At 38.5% G+C, this 20884-nt stretch carries 19 protein-coding genes; 4 read left to right on the top strand and 15 right to left on the bottom strand.

Annotated features, from left to right (window positions below; all coding sequences use genetic code 11):
• Position 1 precedes the first annotated feature (1 nt).
• Genes FYJ80_RS00365 through FYJ80_RS00355 form a run of 3 tightly spaced genes read right to left on the bottom strand, consistent with a single transcriptional unit; the run spans position 2 to position 3117 of the window.
• The gene (locus FYJ80_RS00365; RefSeq protein ID WP_154424143.1) at positions 2–1285 is read right to left on the bottom strand and encodes an iron-containing alcohol dehydrogenase; all 1284 of its coding nucleotides are present in this window, start codon (positions 1283–1285) and stop codon (positions 2–4) included.
• Positions 1286–1297: 12 nt separating this feature from the next.
• Positions 1298–2230 carry a transketolase family protein gene (locus tag FYJ80_RS00360; protein WP_154424142.1) on the bottom strand — a complete coding sequence of 311 codons (933 nt, stop codon included), beginning with the start codon at positions 2228–2230 and terminating at the stop codon, positions 1298–1300.
• On the bottom strand, positions 2227–3117 hold the full coding sequence (locus tag FYJ80_RS00355) for a transketolase (protein WP_154424141.1): 891 nt from the start codon (positions 3115–3117) through the stop codon (positions 2227–2229). Before FYJ80_RS00355 ends, FYJ80_RS00360 begins: the two co-directional genes overlap by 4 nt.
• Positions 3118–3296: 179 nt before the next feature.
• Between FYJ80_RS00355 and FYJ80_RS00350 the strand changes: the two genes are divergently transcribed.
• Positions 3297–3914 carry a GntR family transcriptional regulator gene (locus tag FYJ80_RS00350; RefSeq protein WP_154424140.1) on the top strand — a complete coding sequence of 206 codons (618 nt, stop codon included), beginning with the start codon at positions 3297–3299 and terminating at the stop codon, positions 3912–3914.
• Here the strand turns inward: FYJ80_RS00350 and FYJ80_RS00345 are convergent.
• From FYJ80_RS00345 to FYJ80_RS00315, 7 genes are all read right to left on the bottom strand, one after another.
• Positions 3908–4813 carry a sugar phosphate isomerase/epimerase family protein gene (locus tag FYJ80_RS00345; RefSeq protein WP_154424139.1) on the bottom strand — a complete coding sequence of 302 codons (906 nt, stop codon included), beginning with the start codon at positions 4811–4813 and terminating at the stop codon, positions 3908–3910. The two genes, FYJ80_RS00350 and FYJ80_RS00345, sit on opposite strands and share 7 nt — an antisense overlap.
• Positions 4810–5463, bottom strand: coding sequence for an aspartate/glutamate racemase family protein (locus tag FYJ80_RS00340; RefSeq protein WP_206360882.1), 654 nt, complete (start codon positions 5461–5463; stop codon positions 4810–4812). Before FYJ80_RS00340 ends, FYJ80_RS00345 begins: the two co-directional genes overlap by 4 nt.
• A 51-nt stretch (positions 5464–5514) precedes the next feature.
• Positions 5515–6495, bottom strand: coding sequence for a Bug family tripartite tricarboxylate transporter substrate binding protein (locus FYJ80_RS00335; protein ID WP_154424137.1), 981 nt, complete (start codon positions 6493–6495; stop codon positions 5515–5517).
• A gap of 18 nt (positions 6496–6513) precedes the next feature.
• Complete coding sequence (locus tag FYJ80_RS00330; RefSeq protein ID WP_154424136.1) at positions 6514–8037, bottom strand: tripartite tricarboxylate transporter permease; 1524 nt, start codon at positions 8035–8037, stop codon at positions 6514–6516.
• 9 nt (positions 8038–8046) lie between these two features.
• Complete coding sequence (locus FYJ80_RS00325; RefSeq protein WP_154424135.1) at positions 8047–8526, bottom strand: tripartite tricarboxylate transporter TctB family protein; 480 nt, start codon at positions 8524–8526, stop codon at positions 8047–8049.
• An 8-nt stretch (positions 8527–8534) separates the two neighbouring features.
• Positions 8535–9536, bottom strand: coding sequence for a PdxA family dehydrogenase (locus FYJ80_RS00320; RefSeq protein WP_154424134.1), 1002 nt, complete (start codon positions 9534–9536; stop codon positions 8535–8537).
• A 207-nt stretch (positions 9537–9743) separates the two neighbouring features.
• Positions 9744–11621 (bottom strand): sigma 54-interacting transcriptional regulator, encoded by a 1878-nt coding sequence (locus FYJ80_RS00315; protein WP_154424133.1) that lies wholly within the window; start codon positions 11619–11621, stop codon positions 9744–9746.
• 64 nt (positions 11622–11685) lie between these two features.
• On the opposite strand from FYJ80_RS00315, the gene FYJ80_RS00310 reads away from it, so the two are divergent.
• A complete protein-coding gene (locus FYJ80_RS00310) occupies positions 11686–12186 on the top strand; it encodes a hypothetical protein (protein ID WP_154424132.1) in 501 nt (166 codons plus the stop codon).
• Positions 12187–12222: 36 nt separating this feature from the next.
• Here FYJ80_RS00310 and FYJ80_RS00305 read toward each other — a convergent pair whose 3' ends face one another.
• Complete coding sequence (locus FYJ80_RS00305; RefSeq protein ID WP_154424131.1) at positions 12223–13353, bottom strand: glycerate kinase family protein; 1131 nt, start codon at positions 13351–13353, stop codon at positions 12223–12225.
• A gap of 155 nt (positions 13354–13508) precedes the next feature.
• Here FYJ80_RS00305 and FYJ80_RS00300 point away from each other — a divergent pair, with 155 nt between their 5' ends.
• Complete coding sequence (locus tag FYJ80_RS00300; RefSeq protein WP_154424130.1) at positions 13509–14726, top strand: class I SAM-dependent rRNA methyltransferase; 1218 nt, start codon at positions 13509–13511, stop codon at positions 14724–14726.
• Here FYJ80_RS00300 and FYJ80_RS00295 read toward each other — a convergent pair.
• Positions 14723–15679 carry a magnesium transporter CorA family protein gene (locus tag FYJ80_RS00295; RefSeq protein WP_235899554.1) on the bottom strand — a complete coding sequence of 319 codons (957 nt, stop codon included), beginning with the start codon at positions 15677–15679 and terminating at the stop codon, positions 14723–14725. The two genes, FYJ80_RS00300 and FYJ80_RS00295, sit on opposite strands and share 4 nt — an antisense overlap.
• 292 nt (positions 15680–15971) lie before the next feature.
• Between FYJ80_RS00295 and FYJ80_RS00290 the strand changes: the two genes are divergently transcribed.
• Entirely contained in the window at positions 15972–17105 is a 1134-nt protein-coding gene (locus FYJ80_RS00290) for an RNA-guided endonuclease InsQ/TnpB family protein (protein WP_206360881.1), read from the top strand.
• A 145-nt stretch (positions 17106–17250) separates the two neighbouring features.
• Here the strand turns inward: FYJ80_RS00290 and FYJ80_RS00285 are convergent, their stop codons facing one another.
• Genes FYJ80_RS00285 through pyrF form a run of 3 tightly spaced genes read right to left on the bottom strand, consistent with a single transcriptional unit; the run spans position 17251 to position 20881 of the window.
• Positions 17251–18285: a dihydroorotase gene (locus FYJ80_RS00285; protein ID WP_154424127.1), complete on the bottom strand. Its 1035-nt coding sequence runs from the start codon at positions 18283–18285 to the stop codon at positions 17251–17253.
• The gene (locus FYJ80_RS00280; protein WP_235899553.1) at positions 18282–20006 is read right to left on the bottom strand and encodes a dihydroorotate dehydrogenase; all 1725 of its coding nucleotides are present in this window, start codon (positions 20004–20006) and stop codon (positions 18282–18284) included. The genes FYJ80_RS00285 and FYJ80_RS00280 overlap by 4 nt, the downstream gene beginning before the upstream one ends.
• On the bottom strand, positions 20003–20881 hold the full coding sequence (gene pyrF, locus FYJ80_RS00275) for an orotidine-5'-phosphate decarboxylase (protein ID WP_154424125.1): 879 nt from the start codon (positions 20879–20881) through the stop codon (positions 20003–20005). Before pyrF ends, FYJ80_RS00280 begins: the two co-directional genes overlap by 4 nt.
• Between the last annotated feature and the right edge of the window lie 3 nt (positions 20882–20884).

Here is a 20884-nt window from a genome sequence, read left to right as displayed (position 1 = left end):
CTTATTTTTCCTTAATAATTGAAAGATCACCAGTAGCTGCAGCATTTAATACTGGAGCCATATACTCATCTACATCATCTGCTGTCATACTAACAGGCATATTCTGTAGCTTCATCTTTAAATCTGGATCCTTTGCAGCATTAAGTGCTCTTGTGATATGTACCTCACTCTTGAAGCCCTTAAGATCTGAAAGCTTTGTTGGTGCTCCGATTGACTTTCCAAACTCAATCATTGCTGATGCAACTGCTATTGCTAATTCTCTGCCTTCAAGAGAATCGATATCTGCATTTGAGTATCCATGATCTTTAAAGATCTTTCCTACTACCTTAAGCTGCTTCTGAATTGCCTTACTATAGAATACTGCATAGTATGGGTTCATAATTCCACATGCTGTTCCGTGTGCTACGATATCAACTAATGAGAATGATGTTAAGTGTGCACCACTTGTACCACCAATCATGATTGCATATCCACCAAGGTCTGTTGCAAGACCAATTGCTTCTCTTGCCTTAATATCCTTTGGATCCTTAATTAAATCCTTTGCATATGTTGTTACAAGACCAATTGCACACTCTGCTAGCTCCTTAGCAAGATCATATACCTCTGGCTTTGCACCACAGAATACTTCAAATGTATGAGCAATTGCATCTAATGCGCCATCAATTGTTACACTAAGTGGCATTGAGCATGTTACCTTATAATCAAATACTGATACTTCAGGAACAATTGCAGGGTCTACGATAAGCTTCTTCTGACCTACAACTGGATCTGTGATATTTGAGTACTTTGTGAGGTGTGCTCCAGAGGATGCACTTGTCTCTACTGCTACTACTGGTACGAGCTTCTTTCCTGTCTTTGCAAGGTACTCTGTTACCTTTCCTGTTCCAAAGTATGCATCGATTTCTGGTGTGATATCGCCACCAAGGACAGCAAGCATTGATGCTGCCTTACATGCATCGATTGTTGAACCACCACCAATTGCTACAATACAATCTGGCTTATACTGAAGTACATATGTTGTTAAGCGGTATACATCCTCTCTAGGTGCATTTGGCTTTGCATCATTTGCAATCTTTCCACCTGCAAGTGCTACTCCATTCTTTTCAAGTGCTGCTACTACTTCATCTGCTACACTCTTCATATATGTAGTATTTGATACTACTAATGCGTTCTTTCCATAGCGAGCTGCTACTTCGCCTACCTTATCTAAGCAGCCTACACCTACGATGTAGCTGTCCTTTTTCCAATTTCTTAATAATTCATAACTTCTCTGAATGTAATCCATTTTAGTAATTCCTTATTTGTTTAATAATTTCTTTACAACGTTAGCAATTGACTTGCTATCAAGACCATATTTTGCAAGAAGATCAAGATATGGACCTGTTTCACCAAACTTATCCTCAATTGCAATAGGTGCAACCTTTGCCTTTAAGCCTCTCTTTAAGCCATCCTCTGCAATTGCTGAATAGAAGCCACCAGCTAAGAGATGCTCCTCTACAGTAACTAAAGCACCAGTCTTTTCAGCTGACTCAAAGATAGATGTGCTATCTAATGGCTTAACAAATGGAACTGAGAAGATTTCAGCATCGATTCCTTCAGCCTCAAGAAGCTTACCAGCCTCTACAGCTGCAGAAGCTGTGATACCATTTGCTGCGATAGTAACATCCTTACCACTTCTAATCTTAACTGCTCTAGCCTTGAAGAACTCATCTCTATCTGTATCGATATCAGGCATAGCGTTTCTATTTAATCTGATATATACAGGATTCTTTCTTGTTAATGCATACTCAAGAGCAAGCTCTGCTTGGCGTGCATCAGATGGAACAATAACCTCCATGTTAGGAAGAGATCTTAAGATTGCGATATCCTCAATTGCCTGGTGTGATGCCCCATCAAAGCTATCTGAAAGACCACCATATGCACCTGCAATAATAACTGGAAGATTATTGTAGCAGATATCATTTCTGATCTGGTCAGTACTCTTTAATGATAAGAAGATTGCAAATGCGTTGATAACTGGGTGGAAGCCACAGGTAGCAAGACCAGCTGCCATACCAGCTAAGTTACCTTCCTGTACACCAACGTTATAGAATCTTTCTGGGAATTCCTTCTTAAAGAAGGCACTCTTTGTTGATGAAGATACATCCGCATCGAGCACTACGAGCTCTGGATGTGTCTTACCCATTTCTGCTAAATGACGACCAAATGCTTCTCTCATTGCAACGCTCATAGTCTTTCCTCCTTAGCCTTTGTATCTGCTTCAAGCTCTTTGATACCAATCTCAAAGTGTTCATCATCAATTACAGCACCATGCCATGTATTCTTACCCTCACTGAAGGAAACATTCTTACCCTTGATTGTGTCGTAGATAATTGCCTTTGGCCAATTATCATCGCTATCGATCCAATCATAGGATGCAAGGATATCAGCGCTGTTATTACCATCATATTTGTTTGGACATACGTTCCAGCCAAAAGCTCTAAGCTTTTCATCGAGTGGAGAGAGTGGAAGAATTTCATTCTCTGTACCATCGAGCTGTACCTTGTTGTAGTCAACCATTAATACTAATCTTGGTGTCTTATATTTTGATGCAACCATTAATGCTTCCCAGCTTGAGCCCTCATTTAAGCAGCCCTCACCTGTTAATACATAGGTTGTATATTTCTTACCTGAAAGTCTTGCAGCCTCAGCCATACCAAGACCAACTGAAATTCCATGACCAAGTGCACCAGTAGACATATCAACTCCTGGAATTTTGTTCATAGCAGGGTGTCCCTGTAGGTATGAACCAAGTTTTCTGAAGGAGTGTACATCCTCAACTGGGAAAAATCCTCTGTGAGCAAGGACAGTATAGAGGTTTACACTAGCATGTCCCTTTGATAGAACAAATCTATCTCTATCCTCCCAACCTGGATTCTTTGGGTCAATGTTAAGTCTGTTAAAATACAAGCTAGTTACTAACTCAGCAGCACTACTTGCACCTCCCCAGTGTCCTGTTCCTCTTTCATGCAGAACTGTAAACATCATCTCTCTAAAGTAAGCTGAAAGTACATCAAGCTCTGCTGCATTAAACTTCCTATTTGTATCTGATAGGAGTCTGTTGATAATTTCGCTCATTCTCATCTCCTTAAATTGTATTTTGTATACAATATACATACCATGATATTTTCTATCTGTCAAATAAAATAACGTTTTAGTCCAACATTTTTTTATCAATACAGCCTATATATTGAATACAAAATGCAAAATTGACGTCTCACAACTATTCTGTTAAGCTATTGCTGTGAGGTGTATTTATGAAAATCGTTTCAAGGTCTCTATCTGACCAGGTTTACGAACTTGTTAAAAGCGAGATACTAAAGGGAAATATTAAAGCTGGTAGCAAAATCAGTGAGGATGCGTTAGCTCTTCAATTTGGTGTTAGCAGAACTCCTATCAGGGAAGCTATTAGAAGGCTTTCTGAGTATGGCCTTGTTACCCTATCCCCAAGATCTCATGCTGCTGTTGTCAAAATTAGTGACAAGGTAGCACTAGATATTGCATCACTCAGAATCGATTTAGAGTTCTTTGCTATCGATAATCTTCAAAAGGAACTCTTTGAGAAGAATTATCTTGAGCTCAGTCAGCTCGCCTTCGACTGTCAATTGCAGCTTGCCAATGGAGAAAGAGATAAAGCCTTTGAGCTTGATAGTGCATTCCACTCTCTCTTAATTCAATGTGCTGATAACCAAGCACTAACTGAGGTTTATACCCGTTTAGATGCTAAGATACAGCTTCTTAGAATTGAACAAAATCTCGAGCCACAAGCATTACTTTCATATCTTCAGCAGCACACTAACATATTAATGCTACTTAAAAGTGATGATAAGTTCTCTGCTAAAAAGCTTATCAGGGAGCATATAATGCATCAGTGAACTAGCTGCCAAGCCCTTCTTAAGGTTCTCTTTGCATTCGCTATTACAATTCTTTCATCTTCACCAGGGATTGGTCTAACCTCAAATCCTAGATAGTTTTTGCCATTCTCATGAAGATATCCAAAATCCTTTAGATGCTGTAGGAAGCATGCTAGCTCCTCTACATCGTTTTCACCCTTTTCGTAACCAAATCTTGGATTCATATCACCATATGCAATATCGTTTTTATCTCTAATAGAGGTATTACCAACATGCGCATGCTTGATATAATCCTTAATAGGTGTCAGATTTTCTTCTATACTCTCTCCTATCATTGGGATATGTGATAAATCACACATGAACCCAAAGTTATCTATATCCTTTACCTTTTCCAAGAATGCAGTAACTCTGTCAATTGGACCAAGTAAAGCGCACTTATCAATATCATGATCAAATATCTCAAGTGTCACAGTAATACCAAATTTCTTTGCATACTCACATAGCTCGCGAGTACTCTTAGCTAATGAGAGTATATGCTCATCTATTTTAGCCTTATCATATGTTCTTGACAAGAATTGAAATTCCTTAGCACCAATTGAATAGGCTTCATCGATTCCCCTCTTTAGCTCCTCAACAGCCTTTACTCTTTCACCTTCATCTAAAGAGTTAATATTTAGCTTATTCTTAAAGAGTCTTGAGTGGCCACAGTAGGTAAAATCCATATGAGATGCTTTAATTAATGCTACTACCTCACCAATTAATCCTTCGTAAGGATTTTGTGAAATTTCAACACAATCAAAGTAATCATCATAAAGAATAGTTTTTAATGTTGAGATAAACTCCTCTTTACTTTTAATAAATGGAAAAGCCTGGGAGTGAACTATTGATAATAAGCAGTAGGAATGGATATCGTCTTTCATTTATTTTCTCCAAATAGCATTTTAACAGCCTTATTAATACAGCTTTCAGGACTTGTTAATACCTTTTTACCGGTAGTCTCATAAACTAGGTGCTTTGCACTTGCCATGCTTGCTTGAGCTAATACAATTACATCTACATCTGTAAACTCACGAACTTTTGCAGCAATTAATGCATCATGACCAGAGACATCTCCACTCTTTAAGCGGTCCATAGCTTCCTCAATTAAGAGAGTTTCAATTACAGCACTCTCTCTTTCACTCTTAATTTTATCAACTGTTGGTCCAACAGTTGTAGGAGCGGTAGCTACTACTAAAATCTTTCCATTACTCAAAGCTGCCTGACGACACATCTCATCATCGATAGAGAGAATTGGAGTTGTAAACTCATTTAGCATTTGCTTAACAAATGGAGTTAAGGATGAACAGGTAACAATGATTAAGTCAGGATATTCCAATGTAGCAGATTGTAAATCGAGCCTCAGCTTTTTCATATTGTTCTCAGGAAAGTAGCCACACTTCTTAGCATTAGTTACTAGATATTCATCTACTAAGCTATCTACCTCGATTTCCTCTGGACATGCCCTCTTAAGATCATCTGAAAATGTTGAATAAACGCTCTTGACTGTATGTAGCAATGTTACCTTTTTCATATTCATCTCCATTTAATCAGGGAGATCGCTCTCCCTGATATTAATGCTTAATTATTTACCAAGACTCTTGAGATAGTCAGCCTGGTACTGTGTCATATATTCCTTAGCTGCCTTGTAATCCTTGAACTCTGAAACAAGACCATTCTTAGCAATGTAGTTTTCCTGCCATACCTGAGATTCAGAAACCTGGCGGAGACATTCTGACCAGAATGCTGCAGCTTCTTCGCTCATTGCCTTAGGACCTACAACACCACGCCATACTGGAACTTCAACGTTATTATAACCGAATTCAGAGAGAGTTGGAGCATCCTTAAGGCTAGGAGCTGTGAATCTTGATTCACTTAATGCGAGAACTGCCTTCATCTTACCAGCTTCAACATACTGTGCAGCAGCTGCTGGCTTACTCATACAAAGATCAACGTGACCACCGAGGAGTGATGTGATAGCACCACTTGTTGAGTCGTTTGTGATGTATGAAAGCTGAGCCTCTGAAACACCAAGCTCTGCGATAAGCTTATTATATGTCTCAATATCATCACCCTTAGATCCAGCGATAACTACCTTCTTACCAGCCTTAATAGCATCTAATACTTCCTGCCATGTCTTATACTTTGCGTTTTCACCGATGAAGAGAAGCTGCTTATCAACTGCCATAACTGCGAGAGGTGTGAAGTTCTCAATTCTGTTATCTGTATTCTTAACCATTGGCATAAGGTCACCAGAGTTAAATGTGAGGAGAGTGTAGTCAGCCTTATTCTTACCTGTCATAGCAACCTGAAGTCTACCTACTTCACCACCACCATCTGTAACGTAGCTAATAACAACGTTTGCATCTGTAATACCCTGTGTCTTGAGTGCATCTTTAATCTGCTGAGTAAAGATATCAGAACCACCACCTGGCTTAGATGTACATGTCCATTCAACATCCTTAGTAGGTGTGAAACCACTAGCTGCGCCGCCTTCCTGTGTACCATTAGCAAAGAGTGCTAATGAGAGCATCATTACTAATGCTACTGCCAAAAATTTTTTCATTTTATACCTCCTAGCAAATTATTTTGCTTTTTTAACCTTTAATACACCACACTTTGTTAAGATTGCTCTTACAATTGGTGTTGCTGCAATTGCAATAAATACTACTGTTAATACAATTGAAATTGCGCTATTGAAGAATACTCCAGAAACACTACCACCAGAGATTACAAATGCTTTTCTCATGTTGTCTTCCAAAAGTGGAGCGAGTACGAATGCAAGAAGCATTGGAGCAGTTGAGAAGCCACTCTTCTCTAAGACATAGCCACAAATACCACTGATAAGCATGATGATTACACCATACATTGAGTAAGTATCTGAATAACCACCAACTAAGCATACAACCATGATAATTGGGATAATTACCTTAACTGGTACTGACAAGATCTTAATAAGTACTGGGATAATTCCAAGTGCAATAATAAGAGTTAGTAGGTTAGCTAAGAATAGTGATGCGATAAGTCCCCATGCAAACTCTGGTTCATTAGTAAACAAGAGTGGTCCTGGGTTTAAGCCCCACATCATAAGTCCGCCAAGGAGAACTGCGCCTGTACCTGAGCCTGGGATACCAAGAGCAAGAAGAGGAGCAAAGGAACCAGCTGCTGCTGCGTTATTTGCTGCTTCACAAGCTGCGATACCCTCTACTGCGCCAGAGCCAAGTGGATCCTCATTCTTGAATGCTCTCTGCATTGCATAGCCAAGGAATGCACCTGTTGTAGCACCTGCACCTGGGAGTACACCAACGAAGGTACCCATGATACCAGATCTAATAGCTGGAGGAAGGAGACGCTTGAAGTCATGTGGAGTTAGTAAGGAGCCTCTAATTGTGAGCTTTTCTGTAATTTCACTCTTAGTAGTATCCTCTTTTTCATCCATAAGTCTCATTACCTGAGCAAAGCCAACTGTACCAATTACGAATGGGATGAACTTTACACCACCAAGTAGGTAGATATTGCCAAAGTTAAATCTTGGGGAACCTGTCTGAAGGTCCATACCGATTGAAGCAATTAAGATACCAACTAATGAGAGTACAACACCATTTGTAGGGTTAGAGCCAACAAGCCAACCAATACTTGTCATTGCAACAAGAAGTAGTACAGCCATTTCTGCAGGACCAAAGTGAAGACCTACATCAGCAAGAGCTGGCCCCATGAAGGTGAGGATAATCATACCGATTGTACCACCTACGAAGGATGCCATGTTAGCTGTGAAGAGTGCCTGTCCAGGTCTCTTTCTCTTAGTAGCCATTGGGTAACCATCAAGAGCTGTCATTACAGCTGGAGAGTCACCAGGGATATTGAGAAGAATAGCACTGAAGGAGCCACCATACATATTTGAATAGTAGAGTGCACCAAGCATGATGATAGCTGTTGTAGGGTTGAACTTATATGTTAAAGGGAGCAAGAGCGCAACACCTGCAAGAGAACCAATACCTGGCATAGCACCAACTACTAATCCTAAAACCGCACCTAAGAGACATGCGCCAATGTTTTGAAGGGACAATACTACTGTAAAGCCGTGAAATAGCATCTGAAAGTTTTCCATATTCCCTCCTTAACCAATGATCATGTCTAATATGAATCCCATTGGGAAATCAATTCCAAGCCAGATATTGAAACATCCAACAACGATGAATAGTACAATTGCAAGTGCAATTAGAACTATCTTCCATGATTGCTTTTCATAGACCTTGAGCCAGATTACGATGAATGCTGCAACTGTAAGTACAAGGCCAAATACCATAGATGATAAGATCATCAAAATTAATGCGATTGGTACTAGCCAGTTTTCAAGTCTAAACTCAACCATCTTATTCTTGTCTCTAAGTCCATTTACAAAAGCAAGAACTGAGAGAGCCATTAAGCCGACTGCTATGATTACAGGGAAGAAGCCCTTAGTAGGCTTTTGACCTACGCTATCCCAGAATCCATATTCAAAAGCTCCAATTGAGAAGAATATTGCTCCGATAATAAAGGTTATTACCGGAATAATTATCTTAGTTGGAACCTTAATAACTTTATTCTTAAGATCCATTTTTTACCTTACTTTGCGAGGTGGTTAGCCATTCTAGCTGCCATCTTTACAGCGTTTTCAAATGCGCTGGTCTTAACAATACCCTTACCTGCGATATCATATGCTGTTCCATGTGCACATGTTACGATTGGAGCAGGAAGTCCTCCGGCAATTGTAATACCCTGTTCAAAGCCCTTAAGCTTTAATGCGATCTGACCCTGGTCATGGTACATTGTTACAACACCATCAAATTCACCTCTAAATGCCTTGATGAATGTAATATCTGATGGATATGGACCTGAAGCATCGATACCCTGCTTTATAGCCTCTTCGATAGCTGGCTTAATTACATCGATTTCCTCTCTACCACAGAGACCGTTTTCACCACAGTGTGGGTTTAAAGCTGCAATAGCAAGTCTTGGGCGCTCGATACCACTATTCTTTAAGGAAACGTTAGCAAGTGTAATAGCTCTCATAATTGAGTTAACACTAAGAGCAGCACTTACATCCTTTATTGGGATGTGAGAGGTTGTTCTAGTTGTCCAAAGCTCACCACAAACGTTAATCTCACCAAATGGAGCTGTATGATTAAACTCATGAGCTAAGAGGTGGTGCTCTGATTCAAACTTACATCCAGCTTCCTTCATACCAGCCTTGTTAAGAGGTCCAAAGCAGAAGCCTTCAATCTTCTTTGCCTTATAAAGCTCTACAGCATATGTAAGCATATCAAGATTTGCCTTACCACAAGCAACTGTTAACTCTCCAATAGGAGCTTCTTCACATGAAAGATTATTTCTGTTAACGATGTTACACTTTCCATCCCAAATAGCTTCTGTAGGGTCGTTGATAGTTCTAATTTCTACATTTGCTCCAACAGCATTTAAAGCACGATTAAAGATTCTGATATCGCCAATGAATACAGGATGACAATATTCTTCAAAGAAGTTAGCTGCTGCCAATTTTGCAATTATTTCTGGACCTACACCAGCGCCATCGCCTAATAGGATACCAAGTATTGGTTTTCTTTCCATTTATATCTCCTTTTTTCTGTTATGCCTTTATATATGCAATAGGTGTGCCAACTTTTTAAAAAATTTTAAATTATTAGTTTTTTTTCTTGTATTTTCTTTTAGGAATGTAAATTATAAGTAAAAAATATTTTTTGATTAAAATAAATATATTGTATTCAATACGTTTCAATTATATTTCAATGTTTCATTTAAGTTTCATCTATTGTTTCATATTGTTTCAAATTTCTTAAATTTACGCCACAAAGTAGTTCTTGAAATACCAGAAATATTAATAAACTCAGTGAGAGAAACACCCAGCTCTAAATATTTTTTATAGAGCTCCTCATCACTTAATTTTTTATAGCTAACCTTTGCTTCACTAAGCTTTGTAACATATGCACCCTCACCCTCAAGTACATCTGTTTCAAAGATAGTACTTCCAGTAATATTAGCACTACCATTTAAAATTACTATTCTCTCAGAGATATTTCTGAGCTCTCTAATATTACCAGGAAAGCTATATTCATCTAGCTGCTTAAAGGCACTTTCCTCTATCTTAGGTACAACCAGCTTCATCTTAGTTGCATACCTGTTTACATAGTGTGTAAATAATAACCGAATATCGGCTCCTCGCTCTCTTAGAGGAGGAATATGAAGTGTTAAAAGATTAATTCGGTAGTATAAATCTCTTCTAAATAGCCCCTTTTCAATTAGCTCAGGGATATTTTGGTTAGTAGCACTCATAATTCGTACATCTACAGGAATTACCTCGTCTCCACCTACTCTTCTAACCTGCTTTTCCTGTAATACTCTTAGTAGCTTTGCTTGAAGCTGTATTGGGAGCTCTCCAATTTCATCTAAAAATAGAGTTCCCTCATGAGCTAGCTCTACAAGGCCCTTCTTTCCACCCTTTCTTGCACCTGTAAATGCACCCTCTGAATATCCAAAGAGCTCACTTTCCAATAGCTGCTCTGAAATTGCAGCACAGTTAATAGCAACAAAGGGACCAGTAGAACGAGAGGATGCATTGTGCATAGACTGCACAAAAAGCTCCTTACCTGTTCCAGTTTCACCAGTTAAAAGTATATTTCCATCGACAGATGCATATCTAATTGCCTTTGCAATAATTTGTCTCATTGGTAAGCTTTGTGCGATGATATCTGAAAAGTGGTATCTTGCAGTTAACCCCTTATTAGCAAGCTCTGTTCTTACAAATTTCTCTGTTTTTTCAATTTGATCAATCTTGCTAATAGTAATTAAAAAGCCACTACCCTCTCCATCAATTTCAAATGGAACAATTCGCACATATACCATCTCATTACTAATACATTGAACAACCTCAAAGGAGGATGTTATATGCTCAAATACATCACCAAAGGTAATGATATCATTAAGATTTTTTCCTGTGATATCAAAGCCAAAGAATTGATTAGCTAAAATATTTGCTCTAATTATTGTCCTAAAGGTATTAATTGCAAATACAACATTATCTGTGACATCTAATATAGTTTGAAGTAAGCTTACACGAGTACGCTCTCTATTTAATATTGAGGCAGCATTTAATGCTTCTGCAATTGATTTCCTTATTGCTTCCTTACCAGTTAATATCGATTCAGCTTTAATATTTAATCTTTTACATAGACGATTAAGTGTAAAGCCCCCTAAGAATACCTCACACCCTTCGCTCTCAAGCTCTCTAACTACACCCTCTAAATCCTTTTCATCTCTTACCTGTCTTAAGAGTACATCCATATTAGTAAGCTCTTTTATTGCGTCTATTGGACATATTGAGATATCAGAGAGGACTAGACCTACCTTAACATTATTATAGTTTCTTTTGATTTTTACTAAAGCTTCGAGGACATCTGCACTGCTCATTGCGATATCAACTCGAGTAACCTCTGGATATAGTTGTGATACAGCCTTTCCTGTCATACCTCGTACAACAACGATATCATATGACTTAACCATAGTAAGCTTTGACTCTTCGGTTCCATATGCATATGTTGTAGTAAAGCGTACACCATTAATTGAAATTCTATTTATTTCATTGTTAAAAGCTTCATATAGCTCTTCAGCTGGTACGATCACAAGTATTTCAATCATTAGTTAATTCTAAGATACCATTTTTACTTTTGCAATCGATTCTATAGTAGTATACAATACGCTTATGACAATTACTTCAATACTTACTTATATCCTAGCACTATTTCTTATCGCCTTTACTTTATTTAATTTGTACGCAACTATGACTGCTAAAAAGCGTAAACAAATTAGCTCAGCTTCATTTAAAGTACTTTGTAATGAAATTGAAAAGGAGCTTATAAAACTTCAAAAGGAAAAAGGGTTAAACTTTTCTTATGTTAAGAGAATGGCTAACGACCAAAATAATGTAATAATCTTTGTTAAGGATTTAGATAAAAAATTTGCAGCAATTGCGATGAAGGATGATATTAAGCTCTTTTCATTTTCTGATATAAAGGATGTAAAAACTCAATATGAAAAGAGTAATAAAAAAATATTAAGTGCTAAGGTTGATGTAACTATTAATGATGAAACCTGGACCTACACCTTTGCGTCTAAGCCTTTTAATCCAAAGGGTATTATTGGTAAGGTCCTTTATGAGACAACAGAGGAATTTGCTCAGGAATTAAAGGCTATAAAAGGTTGAGCCTTCAAGATTTCTCCTGAAGGCCCAAATAATTATTTAAAGAGCTGCTGTATAAGCTAATAGATTTTCCATTGTTAATGCTAAATCGTTTTTAGCTCTAGGTCTTGCTTCCTTATATGGGACTGCTACTCTATTAATTGAGAAGATACCAGTTACGCCTTCCTTATATGCGCCACCAACATCATTTCCGATATCACCAACGATAGCAACAACCTTAACGTTCTTAGCCTTTGCCTTTCTAGCAACACCAATTACAACCTTACCTCTTAAGCTTTGGCCATCGATTCTACCCTCTCCAGTAAATACGAAATCTGTATTATCTAGTAGGTCATCAAAATGGACTGTCTCAAGTACTGTTTCAATACCCATCTGAAGCTCAGATTTAAAGAATGCAACCATACCACCGCCCATACCACCAGCGGCACCTGAGCCTGGGATCTGTTGAACATCAACACCACAATCTCTGATCATTACCTCAGATAGCTTTCTCATCTTCTCATCGAGGTCCTTGATCATAGCCTCATCTGCACCCTTCTGAGGTCCATAAATTGCTGGAGCACCCTCAGGTCCATAGAATGGGTTATCGATATCACACATAGTAACTATCTTAATTTTCTTAAGCTCTTCACACATTGTTGAAGTATCAATTTTGGCAACCTGGTCAAGAGTTCCACCTACTGGGATAAACTCCTTACCCTCACTATTTAAAAACTTTACTCCACAAGCAGCTGCTAAGCCACAGGCTGCATCGTTAGTAGCACTACCACCAAGCCCTACAATTATCTTTTCAACACCCTTAGATGCAGCATCCATAATCAACTGGCCAACACCATAGGTTGTTGTCTTTGAAGGATCCTTTCTATCTCCTACCATTGGAAGAGCAGCGGCTGCAGCCATCTCAACAATAGCTACATTACCTGGTAATACTCCATAGTAGCCATCTACTGTTTCACCACTATAAGGTCCACAAACCTTCTTATATATCTTCTCACCACCTAATGCTTCAAGGAATGCATCTACACTGCCCTCTCCACCATCAGCTACAGGAATTGAGATTATCTCACACTGTGGATAAAACTTTAGAATTTCTTTTTTCATTATTGAGCAAATCTCAGCTGAAGACATTGTGCCTTTAAATGAATCGGGAATTAGTATTGCTTTTTTCATATTTTTCTCCTTTTGCATATTATATATTGTTTATTTCTTTTCTATGAAAAAATAATTACTTTATTTATTGTATACAATATACGATTATTCATTCTCAATCAATAAAAATAGTAGTGTTGAAGAAAAAGTTGTGTTGAATTATTATTTTTTCTACTATGTATACAGTCACATTAAAGCCAAATAAAGAAAAACAATTAATAAAACACCATCCTTGGGTTTTCTCAGGTGCAATTGATAAAATTGAACCAAAATTTACTTCTGGTGCATTAGCAAGAGTATTAGCAAATGATAATAGCTTTATTGCATATGGCTACTACGATGAAAAGAGCCATATTATCCTTCATCTATTAAGCTGGGATGAAAAAGTAATTCCAGATGATAGCTTCTTAGTTAATGCAATTAAAGCTGCGATATTAAGAAGAAAGGACCACTTTAATAAAAGCTTAGATAATGCATTTCGCTTAATCCATGGTGAAGCTGACTTTATCCCAGGTCTTGCCTGTGATGTATACTCATCTCACATTAAGCTAATAATCTCATCACGCTACGCATATAATAATTTAGATTTAATTAAGAATACTCTTTTTAGCTTATTAAAGCCTGAAACAATTACAGCCATCATGGATAAGGAATATGCAAAAGCAGAGTCTCTTCCTCAAAAGATATTATACTTTGATAAAAATGGCTCTACCGATTTAGCTTCCTCAACTATAAGGTTCTATGAATCTGGAATTTTATATGAGATGGAAAATAGTAATAGCCAGAAATCTGGCTTCTACTGTGACCAAAGAGATAATAGAAATATTGTTGAAGCCTATTGTCAGGATAAGGTAGTACTCGATGCTTGCTCCTACACTGGAGCCTTTACACTACATGCTCTTCGTGGTGGTGCAATTAGCGTTGATGCACTTGATGCATCAGAGAGTGCATTAAGGCATTTACTATATCAAATACACATTAATGAGGATGAAGGTAATATACCAAATAGCTCAAGAGAGAAAGTAACAATTAAAAGCTGTGATGTATTTGAGGAAATGAGAAAAATTGAAGCAGATAAATATGATTTAATGATTCTCGATCCACCAAAGCTTGCTGCAACTAAGGGAAAGCTTGAAAATGCACTAAGAGCCTATAAGGATTTAAATAGAGTCGCTATGATGAAGATTAAAAATGGTGGCTTAATTGCTTCATTTTCCTGCTCTGGCTCAGTTACAAGAGAGCTACTTAGACAAACTATTTGCTATGCAGCTGCAGATGCAGGGTGCGAGATTCAAATAATTAGAGCTCTAAGTGCAGGCGATGACCACCCTATTAGAATATCATTTCCAGAAAGTGAGTATCTAAAGGGCTTTATCTATAGAGTAATTCGTTAATTTTTATCTTTTTTCTTTTTGCGTTTCTTTAGTTGGTGCTTACTAACATCCCAGTTATTAACAATTAAGGAACCGCAAATAGAAACAAATATACAAATAATTAGTAAGAAAACCCACGCAAAGAATTTATCCTGATGAGGAAGTCTTACGTTCATTCCAAAGAAGCCTGTAATAAAGGTTGGGAACATTAAGGCAAGTGAAATAATAGTGAGCCTCTTCATTATGATGTTCATATTATTTCCTAAAATCGAGCTAAATGCCTCCATAGTACCTGTTAAGATACTTGAATAGATATTAGCCATGGCTATAGCCTGCTTATTATCTGTTATTACATCGTTTAGAAAGTCAACTTCCTCTTCACTATTTAATTTAAATATAGGTGTCTTTGAGAGCTTCTCAAGTAAGCTTTCATTTGTTGTTAAGCTTGTTGTTAAATAAACTAAAGACTTTTGTATATCGAGTAATCTTATGATCTCATCATTAGTGACAACATCATGAAGTCTCTCCTCTACAATATCCTTCTGTCTATTTATATATTTAAGCATTCTAATAAAGACTAAAGCAGAGCGGCCTAAGATTGAAAGGACAAAGCCCTCCTTTGTTGCAACTGGATACTGTCTGAATCTTCTCTTTGAAAAGTCCTCAAGAACTACACTATCACCTTGGCAAATTGTAATGACCTTATCCTTATAAAGAATAATACCAAGTGGGATAGCATTTTGAATTAATGGAGAATCCTGGTCCTCATCATCTAGTGGGATACGAACAATTATAGAGGTATAATCATCCCCTCTTTCAATTCTTGACTGTTCATCCTGGTCCAAAATATCTGCTAATAAATCTGATGAAATTGAGTATTCCTCTGTTAATACAGATAAATCCTCTCTATTAACATCTCTAACATCTACCCATGTATAATTGCGCTTATCGTCGTTAGCTCTAATAGTAATCATGTCCTGCACTCCATTTTCCATCTACAAAATGCAAGACTAAAAAATCATGACAAGTGAAGATGGATTATTCTTTCAAGATAAAAATAACTAGGCAAAGGGTTTCCATCGTCTTTAGTTGACATAATCCATAATCTCCTTATCAAAAATACTACTACACTATAAAGCAATAAATAATTAATGGGAAGAATAAAAATAAATATTTACAAATTAACCGCCGAGAAAGCCCACGTGCCTTGGCCGAGAGATGAAAGGCGATAATGCGTAATGCCATAAAATGTGCTATAATGATGTCATGCGGACACTGACAGTAAAACTGTACAATAGCGATGACTTCGGATACCTTAGTGATATGATAAATATCGCCGGTATCATATACAACACGGCACTGACAATCATACAGGACCACTATACCGAAACTGGGAAGCTTTTGGATAAATATGAACTTCAGAAACAGCTCCGTGGTCTTCGCAACGTGGATGAAAACCGCCACTGGCGATATGTGGGAAGCCAGGCAGTACAGGAGATAACCGACAGGATATACAGGGCGTACCGGCTGTTTTTCACTAACAGGGAGAAGGGAGTCAAATGTTCGCCACCGCGTCGTCGCAAGGTCAAAAAGTACAAAAGCGTCACCTACAAACAGTCGGGATACAGATTCCTTACTGGCGGACGTATCAGCATAAACGGACACATCTACAGATACTGGGACTCCTATGATGGACTTTTGGAACGGATCAAAATCAAGACCGTAACGATAAAGCGCAACATACTCGGAGAGTTCTTCGTCTACGTCACCACCGACAGCCCCGTCACCATGCGTGAAACCAGGGACGGGCGCGGTGAGGTCGGCATGGACTTCGGACTCAAGATGTTCCTTTCGCTGTCGGACGGCAGTGTGATCAGATCCCCGGAGTTTTTCAGACAGGGAGTAAACGAAGTCCGAAAAGCGAACCGTGCCCTGAGCCGTAAGGTGATGGGGAGCAACGGATACGAGCGTGCACTGAAGGCACTGTACCGCAGGCACCAGGACATCGCAAACAGGAGAAGGGACTGGTTCTGGAAGCTAAGCCACGAACTCTGTTCAAGGTACGGCGTCATAGCCATAGAAGACCTTAATATCAAGGGTATGGCGAGGCTCTGGGGACGCAAGGTCCACGACTATGCGTTTTCGGAGTTTGTGGAAATCCTGGAGTGGTGTGCCCGAAAGTACGAGACCAGGGTAATCAGGATTGGACGGTACTACCCGTCGTCCCAAACCTGCTCCGTCTGCGGGCATGTGTGGCCGAGCACCAAAGACCTCAGTGTCCGTGAGTGGACCTGCCCGAAATGCGGGGTGTATCACGACAGGGACGTGAATGCCGCGGTGAATATACTCGCTGAGGCAAAGCGTATCATGAATCGAATGGAACAGGCGAAGGACGCCTAAACCATAAGGCGAGGCCGGACGGGTCTCGCGGGTCAGAGACGGTGTAAGACATCCTTCGGGACGCAGCCGTCGTTACCATGGCCAGATTCCCATGGGCTTGCCCGTGGGAGTACGTCAAAGAGTATTCTTATTAGCTTAGAAGAGACTAAAATGTAGAAAAGGGATCAAATGGATATTCCTTCTCAATTCTTTTCTTTCTTCTAATCTCATCTGTAGGAATTAAGATATCTTCACTCTCTAAATTAAATTCCTTTAATACATTTAAGCCATAAAGCTCTTTTAGTCTTTCCTCGCTAACGCCTTTTTCCTTTAGCTTATTTAATAAAATTAGCATACCACCAAAGCCAGGAAGACCAGATGCACCATTTTCCTTATTTTCTAAGGTATGTGGAGCGTGGTCACTTTCGATACTATCTATTGTACCATTTAAAATACTTTCAAAGATAAAGGCTCTATCCTCTTCACATCTTAGTGGAGGATTAACCTTTAAAAGAGGATTTAATTTTGCATCATTAATAGTTAGTAACGCATGGTGAGGAGTTGCTCCCATAAATACCTTTAGTCCCTCTTTTTTAGCTTTAACTACCTCTAATACTCCACCCTTAGTTGAAATATGAGCAATATGGAGCTTTCCCTTAAAGCCAGTTTCTTTAACTATTTTAATTATATCCTTAATCGATTCTATCTCTGATTCATTTGGACGAGCTAGAGAGTGAGTTTCACTATGTCCCTTAATGTAAAGCTCGCTTTTCATTAAGCTTTCCTTTTCTGCATGGACAGTTAAAACTCCATCATAGCCCGCTTGAGTTAAAGCTCTAACAACCTTTTCCTGGTCGCTATATGAAACTATTCCCATATTACCAGTTGATTGACCTAAAAACATCTTTAAGCCAACAACTAATGGAAAGAGCATAAAATAGGTATTAACAGCTTCCTTTATTTGCTCTTCATCATTAGTTAAGCCCATATAAAGGTGGTAAGCGACCTTATGCTTTTTTACACTTTCACTTGCGAGAGCTAAGCGTTCTAGCACAACCTCCTTACTAGTTAATGGAGGATTGCAATTTGGCATATCAAATACTCTTTGAAAGCCAGCTAATTTGGCAACTCTTAAGCCATGCTCAATAGTTTCCTTTTCTTTTTGGTTAAAGTCTCGCAAATGAACGTGTGCATCAATCATCCAAGTAGCTCCTTAGCATTTTCAAGTAGATATGTATATGTAAAGAATGTACCATATTGGCAAGCTAAACGATCACCACAAACACATTCACCGCACATACCAATACCACACATAGTACTTCTCTCCATAGAAAGATAAATATAGTCCTTACTTACACCTAGCTCTAAGAGTTTTTTAGCAGCTATAGACATAAATTTCTCAGGTCCTACGATATATACTGCAGTATCAGAGACACTTCTTAAGTGCTCGCTAATGTGGTCTAATACTCTACCTGGTTTTCCTTCATCTGCAATAACAGTGTAGGTGCCAAAGTTCTTAAAGAAATCCTCAAAGAGCGCCTTTCCATCAACACCAATTGGCTCTAATGTAGTTCCAACTAATACATCTACCTTTGAATCATCTGCTTTAATCATATCGCAGAGTAATGGAAGAACAGCAACACCAGAGCCACCACCAATTAAGAGAACATTCTTCTTTTTCTCATGGCTTAGAGGCTTGCCATATAGCCCTCTAGTGTAAACCTCATCACCCTCCTTAAGATTAAAGAGAGCATCTGTAAATTCACCTCTTCTTCTAATTAAGAAGGTTAATGGAGAATTATGAGCTACACTAAATGGCTTTTCGCCCTTTCCTGGAATAAATAGGAATGCAAACTCTCCAGATTGACAATTAAGCTTTCCACTAAGAGTGAGGATAAGCATATCCTTAGTATGCTCAACAACAGAGATAACCTTATGCTTAGTATACTCCATTCTATTATCCTGTCTAATATATTTAGAAGCCTTGTTAGCTATCTCATTACCACTAAGTAATGAAATGCTTTCATCCTTTAGAGTATCTAAATATGCTTTCCAATCCTGCTGATTAACAGTTCCAAATACAGAGCCAAGTCCAACTGCATCGGCACCGGCTGTAACCATTGCAGCAACATCATAGGCATCACACATTCCACCCATTCCTATGATAATAGGCTCGTCTCCAATAGCATCTCTAATTTGCTTAACAGCCTCAAGAGCTCTCTGCTTAACCCATTTACCGCTCTTACCGCCCTTTCCACCAAGCTTGTTATTTAGAATTGGAAGGCCACTTTCCTTATGGATATGAACCTCAGGGCCTACAGTATTAATTGCAACGATACCATCTGCACCTTCAGCTATAACAGCTTTAGCTATTGCTCCAATGTCTTCAACATTTGGAGTAAGCTTAATTAGGAGTGCTGATTTTTGCTCAGGATATGCTTTTCTTATCTCTCTTACATATTCAGCTGCAATATTTAGGTCACATCCAATAGATGCGCCAAAGCCCTTTGCTGCATGAGGACATGAAAAGTTTAATTCAATTGAATCAGCAATATTATCAAAGGCCTTTATAAGAGTAATAAAATCTTCAACATTTGAAGCACTTACTGAAACATTTAAAAGTGCTCTTAATCCTTCATTTCTTAGTTTTTCAAGTGGTGGTAAGCTCTTTTCAAGACCTGGGTTTCTTAGTCCTACAGAGTTACCAAAAGACCCTGGAGCCATCTCACAAATTACAGGCTCTCTATTTCCTGGATTAGGATTAACCTGGAAGCTTTTAGTTGTGATAATATCTATAGCTTCCTGCTTTTTATCAAAATATCTAACTAGCTCTGGCTTTGTTGAAGCAACACCACTTACAGTAGAAAGATGCACACCATTATTTAGGTGTGCACCCTTAATAGATTTAATTCTATCAATCATAGAGAGCATTTCTCCACGAGAGACTTAATATTCTTTAAACAAATATCTAAATAATCCTCAGGAACTGGAGCCTTCTTCCAAGGATGAGTTAATGCACTTGAAGAGTTGATACGTGCAAGCTTAATATCATATCCCTCACCTCTTAATGCAGCCATAACCTCCTCTGCTGAGCCTCCCTGAGAACCAACTCCAGGAATAAGCATTGGGATATCCTTATTAGCGTAATACTTTGCAATATCCTTAAGCTCCTGAATATTTGTAGCACCAACTACAGCTCCAAGTCCTAGATGGTCCTTTGCAAGTGAAGCAATTAAATGAGCAACAGCAGTGTATAGTGGATATATTTCCTTCTCATCGATTGGATCAAGGATATGTAGGTTCTGTAATACAGCACCACCTGGGTTACTAGTTCTATTTAAGATATATACACCCTTATCCTCATATGCAAATGGTAAGATAGAGTCTGTTCCCATGTATGGTGAAATAGTAGTTGCATTAGCACCCCACTTATCAAAGGCTTCAATTGCATAATTTAAGCTTGAGCGTGCGATATCACCTCTCTTGCTATCAAGGATAACAGGAATACCAGGGAAGAAGCCATCTAGCATATCAAGTACATCACAAAGTGCCTGGGAGCCAGAGAAATCATCCTCTCTAGGATTATCTAGTGCACTGTAATATCCAATATTTGGCTTAAATGCTGCAGGAGATACTCCTTCAAGCTTCATCCTATGAAATAGCTCATCGAAGAAGGTATTAATCTTTTCTCTTGGGCTACCTTCTCCTGGAAGCGCATCAATTTGAGGGTCTAAGCCCATACATACAATATTATTTACAGCCTCTGCACTTTGTCTTAGTAATTCAATGTAGCTCATATA

Source organism: Bullifex porci, assembly GCF_009695635.1.
GTDB lineage: Bacteria > Spirochaetota > Spirochaetia > Sphaerochaetales > Sphaerochaetaceae > Bullifex > Bullifex porci.
The sequence above is the reverse complement of the archived record's forward strand: the minus strand, read 5'-3'. Positions and strand labels throughout refer to the sequence as shown.

What these genes read in the sequence shown, in the direction of transcription:
- FYJ80_RS00365 (WP_154424143.1), bottom strand. Translation starts at nt 1,285, where the DNA reads ATGGATTACATTCAGAGAAGTTATGAATTATTAAGAAATTGGAAAAAG.
- FYJ80_RS00360 (WP_154424142.1), bottom strand. Translation starts at nt 2,230, where the DNA reads ATGAGCGTTGCAATGAGAGAAGCATTTGGTCGTCATTTAGCAGAAATG.
- FYJ80_RS00355 (WP_154424141.1), bottom strand. Translation starts at nt 3,117, where the DNA reads ATGAGCGAAATTATCAACAGACTCCTATCAGATACAAATAGGAAGTTT.
- FYJ80_RS00350 (WP_154424140.1), top strand. Translation starts at nt 3,297, where the DNA reads ATGAAAATCGTTTCAAGGTCTCTATCTGACCAGGTTTACGAACTTGTT.
- FYJ80_RS00345 (WP_154424139.1), bottom strand. Translation starts at nt 4,813, where the DNA reads ATGAAAGACGATATCCATTCCTACTGCTTATTATCAATAGTTCACTCC.
- FYJ80_RS00340 (WP_206360882.1), bottom strand. Translation starts at nt 5,463, where the DNA reads ATGAAAAAGGTAACATTGCTACATACAGTCAAGAGCGTTTATTCAACA.
- FYJ80_RS00335 (WP_154424137.1), bottom strand. Translation starts at nt 6,495, where the DNA reads ATGAAAAAATTTTTGGCAGTAGCATTAGTAATGATGCTCTCATTAGCA.
- FYJ80_RS00330 (WP_154424136.1), bottom strand. Translation starts at nt 8,037, where the DNA reads ATGGAAAACTTTCAGATGCTATTTCACGGCTTTACAGTAGTATTGTCC.
- FYJ80_RS00325 (WP_154424135.1), bottom strand. Translation starts at nt 8,526, where the DNA reads ATGGATCTTAAGAATAAAGTTATTAAGGTTCCAACTAAGATAATTATT.
- FYJ80_RS00320 (WP_154424134.1), bottom strand. Translation starts at nt 9,536, where the DNA reads ATGGAAAGAAAACCAATACTTGGTATCCTATTAGGCGATGGCGCTGGT.
- FYJ80_RS00315 (WP_154424133.1), bottom strand. Translation starts at nt 11,621, where the DNA reads ATGATTGAAATACTTGTGATCGTACCAGCTGAAGAGCTATATGAAGCT.
- FYJ80_RS00310 (WP_154424132.1), top strand. Translation starts at nt 11,686, where the DNA reads ATGACAATTACTTCAATACTTACTTATATCCTAGCACTATTTCTTATC.
- FYJ80_RS00305 (WP_154424131.1), bottom strand. Translation starts at nt 13,353, where the DNA reads ATGAAAAAAGCAATACTAATTCCCGATTCATTTAAAGGCACAATGTCT.
- FYJ80_RS00300 (WP_154424130.1), top strand. Translation starts at nt 13,509, where the DNA reads ATGTATACAGTCACATTAAAGCCAAATAAAGAAAAACAATTAATAAAA.
- FYJ80_RS00295 (WP_235899554.1), bottom strand. Translation starts at nt 15,679, where the DNA reads ATGATTACTATTAGAGCTAACGACGATAAGCGCAATTATACATGGGTA.
- FYJ80_RS00290 (WP_206360881.1), top strand. Translation starts at nt 15,972, where the DNA reads ATGCGGACACTGACAGTAAAACTGTACAATAGCGATGACTTCGGATAC.
- FYJ80_RS00285 (WP_154424127.1), bottom strand. Translation starts at nt 18,285, where the DNA reads ATGATTGATGCACACGTTCATTTGCGAGACTTTAACCAAAAAGAAAAG.
- FYJ80_RS00280 (WP_235899553.1), bottom strand. Translation starts at nt 20,006, where the DNA reads ATGATTGATAGAATTAAATCTATTAAGGGTGCACACCTAAATAATGGT.
- pyrF (WP_154424125.1), bottom strand. Translation starts at nt 20,881, where the DNA reads ATGAGCTACATTGAATTACTAAGACAAAGTGCAGAGGCTGTAAATAAT.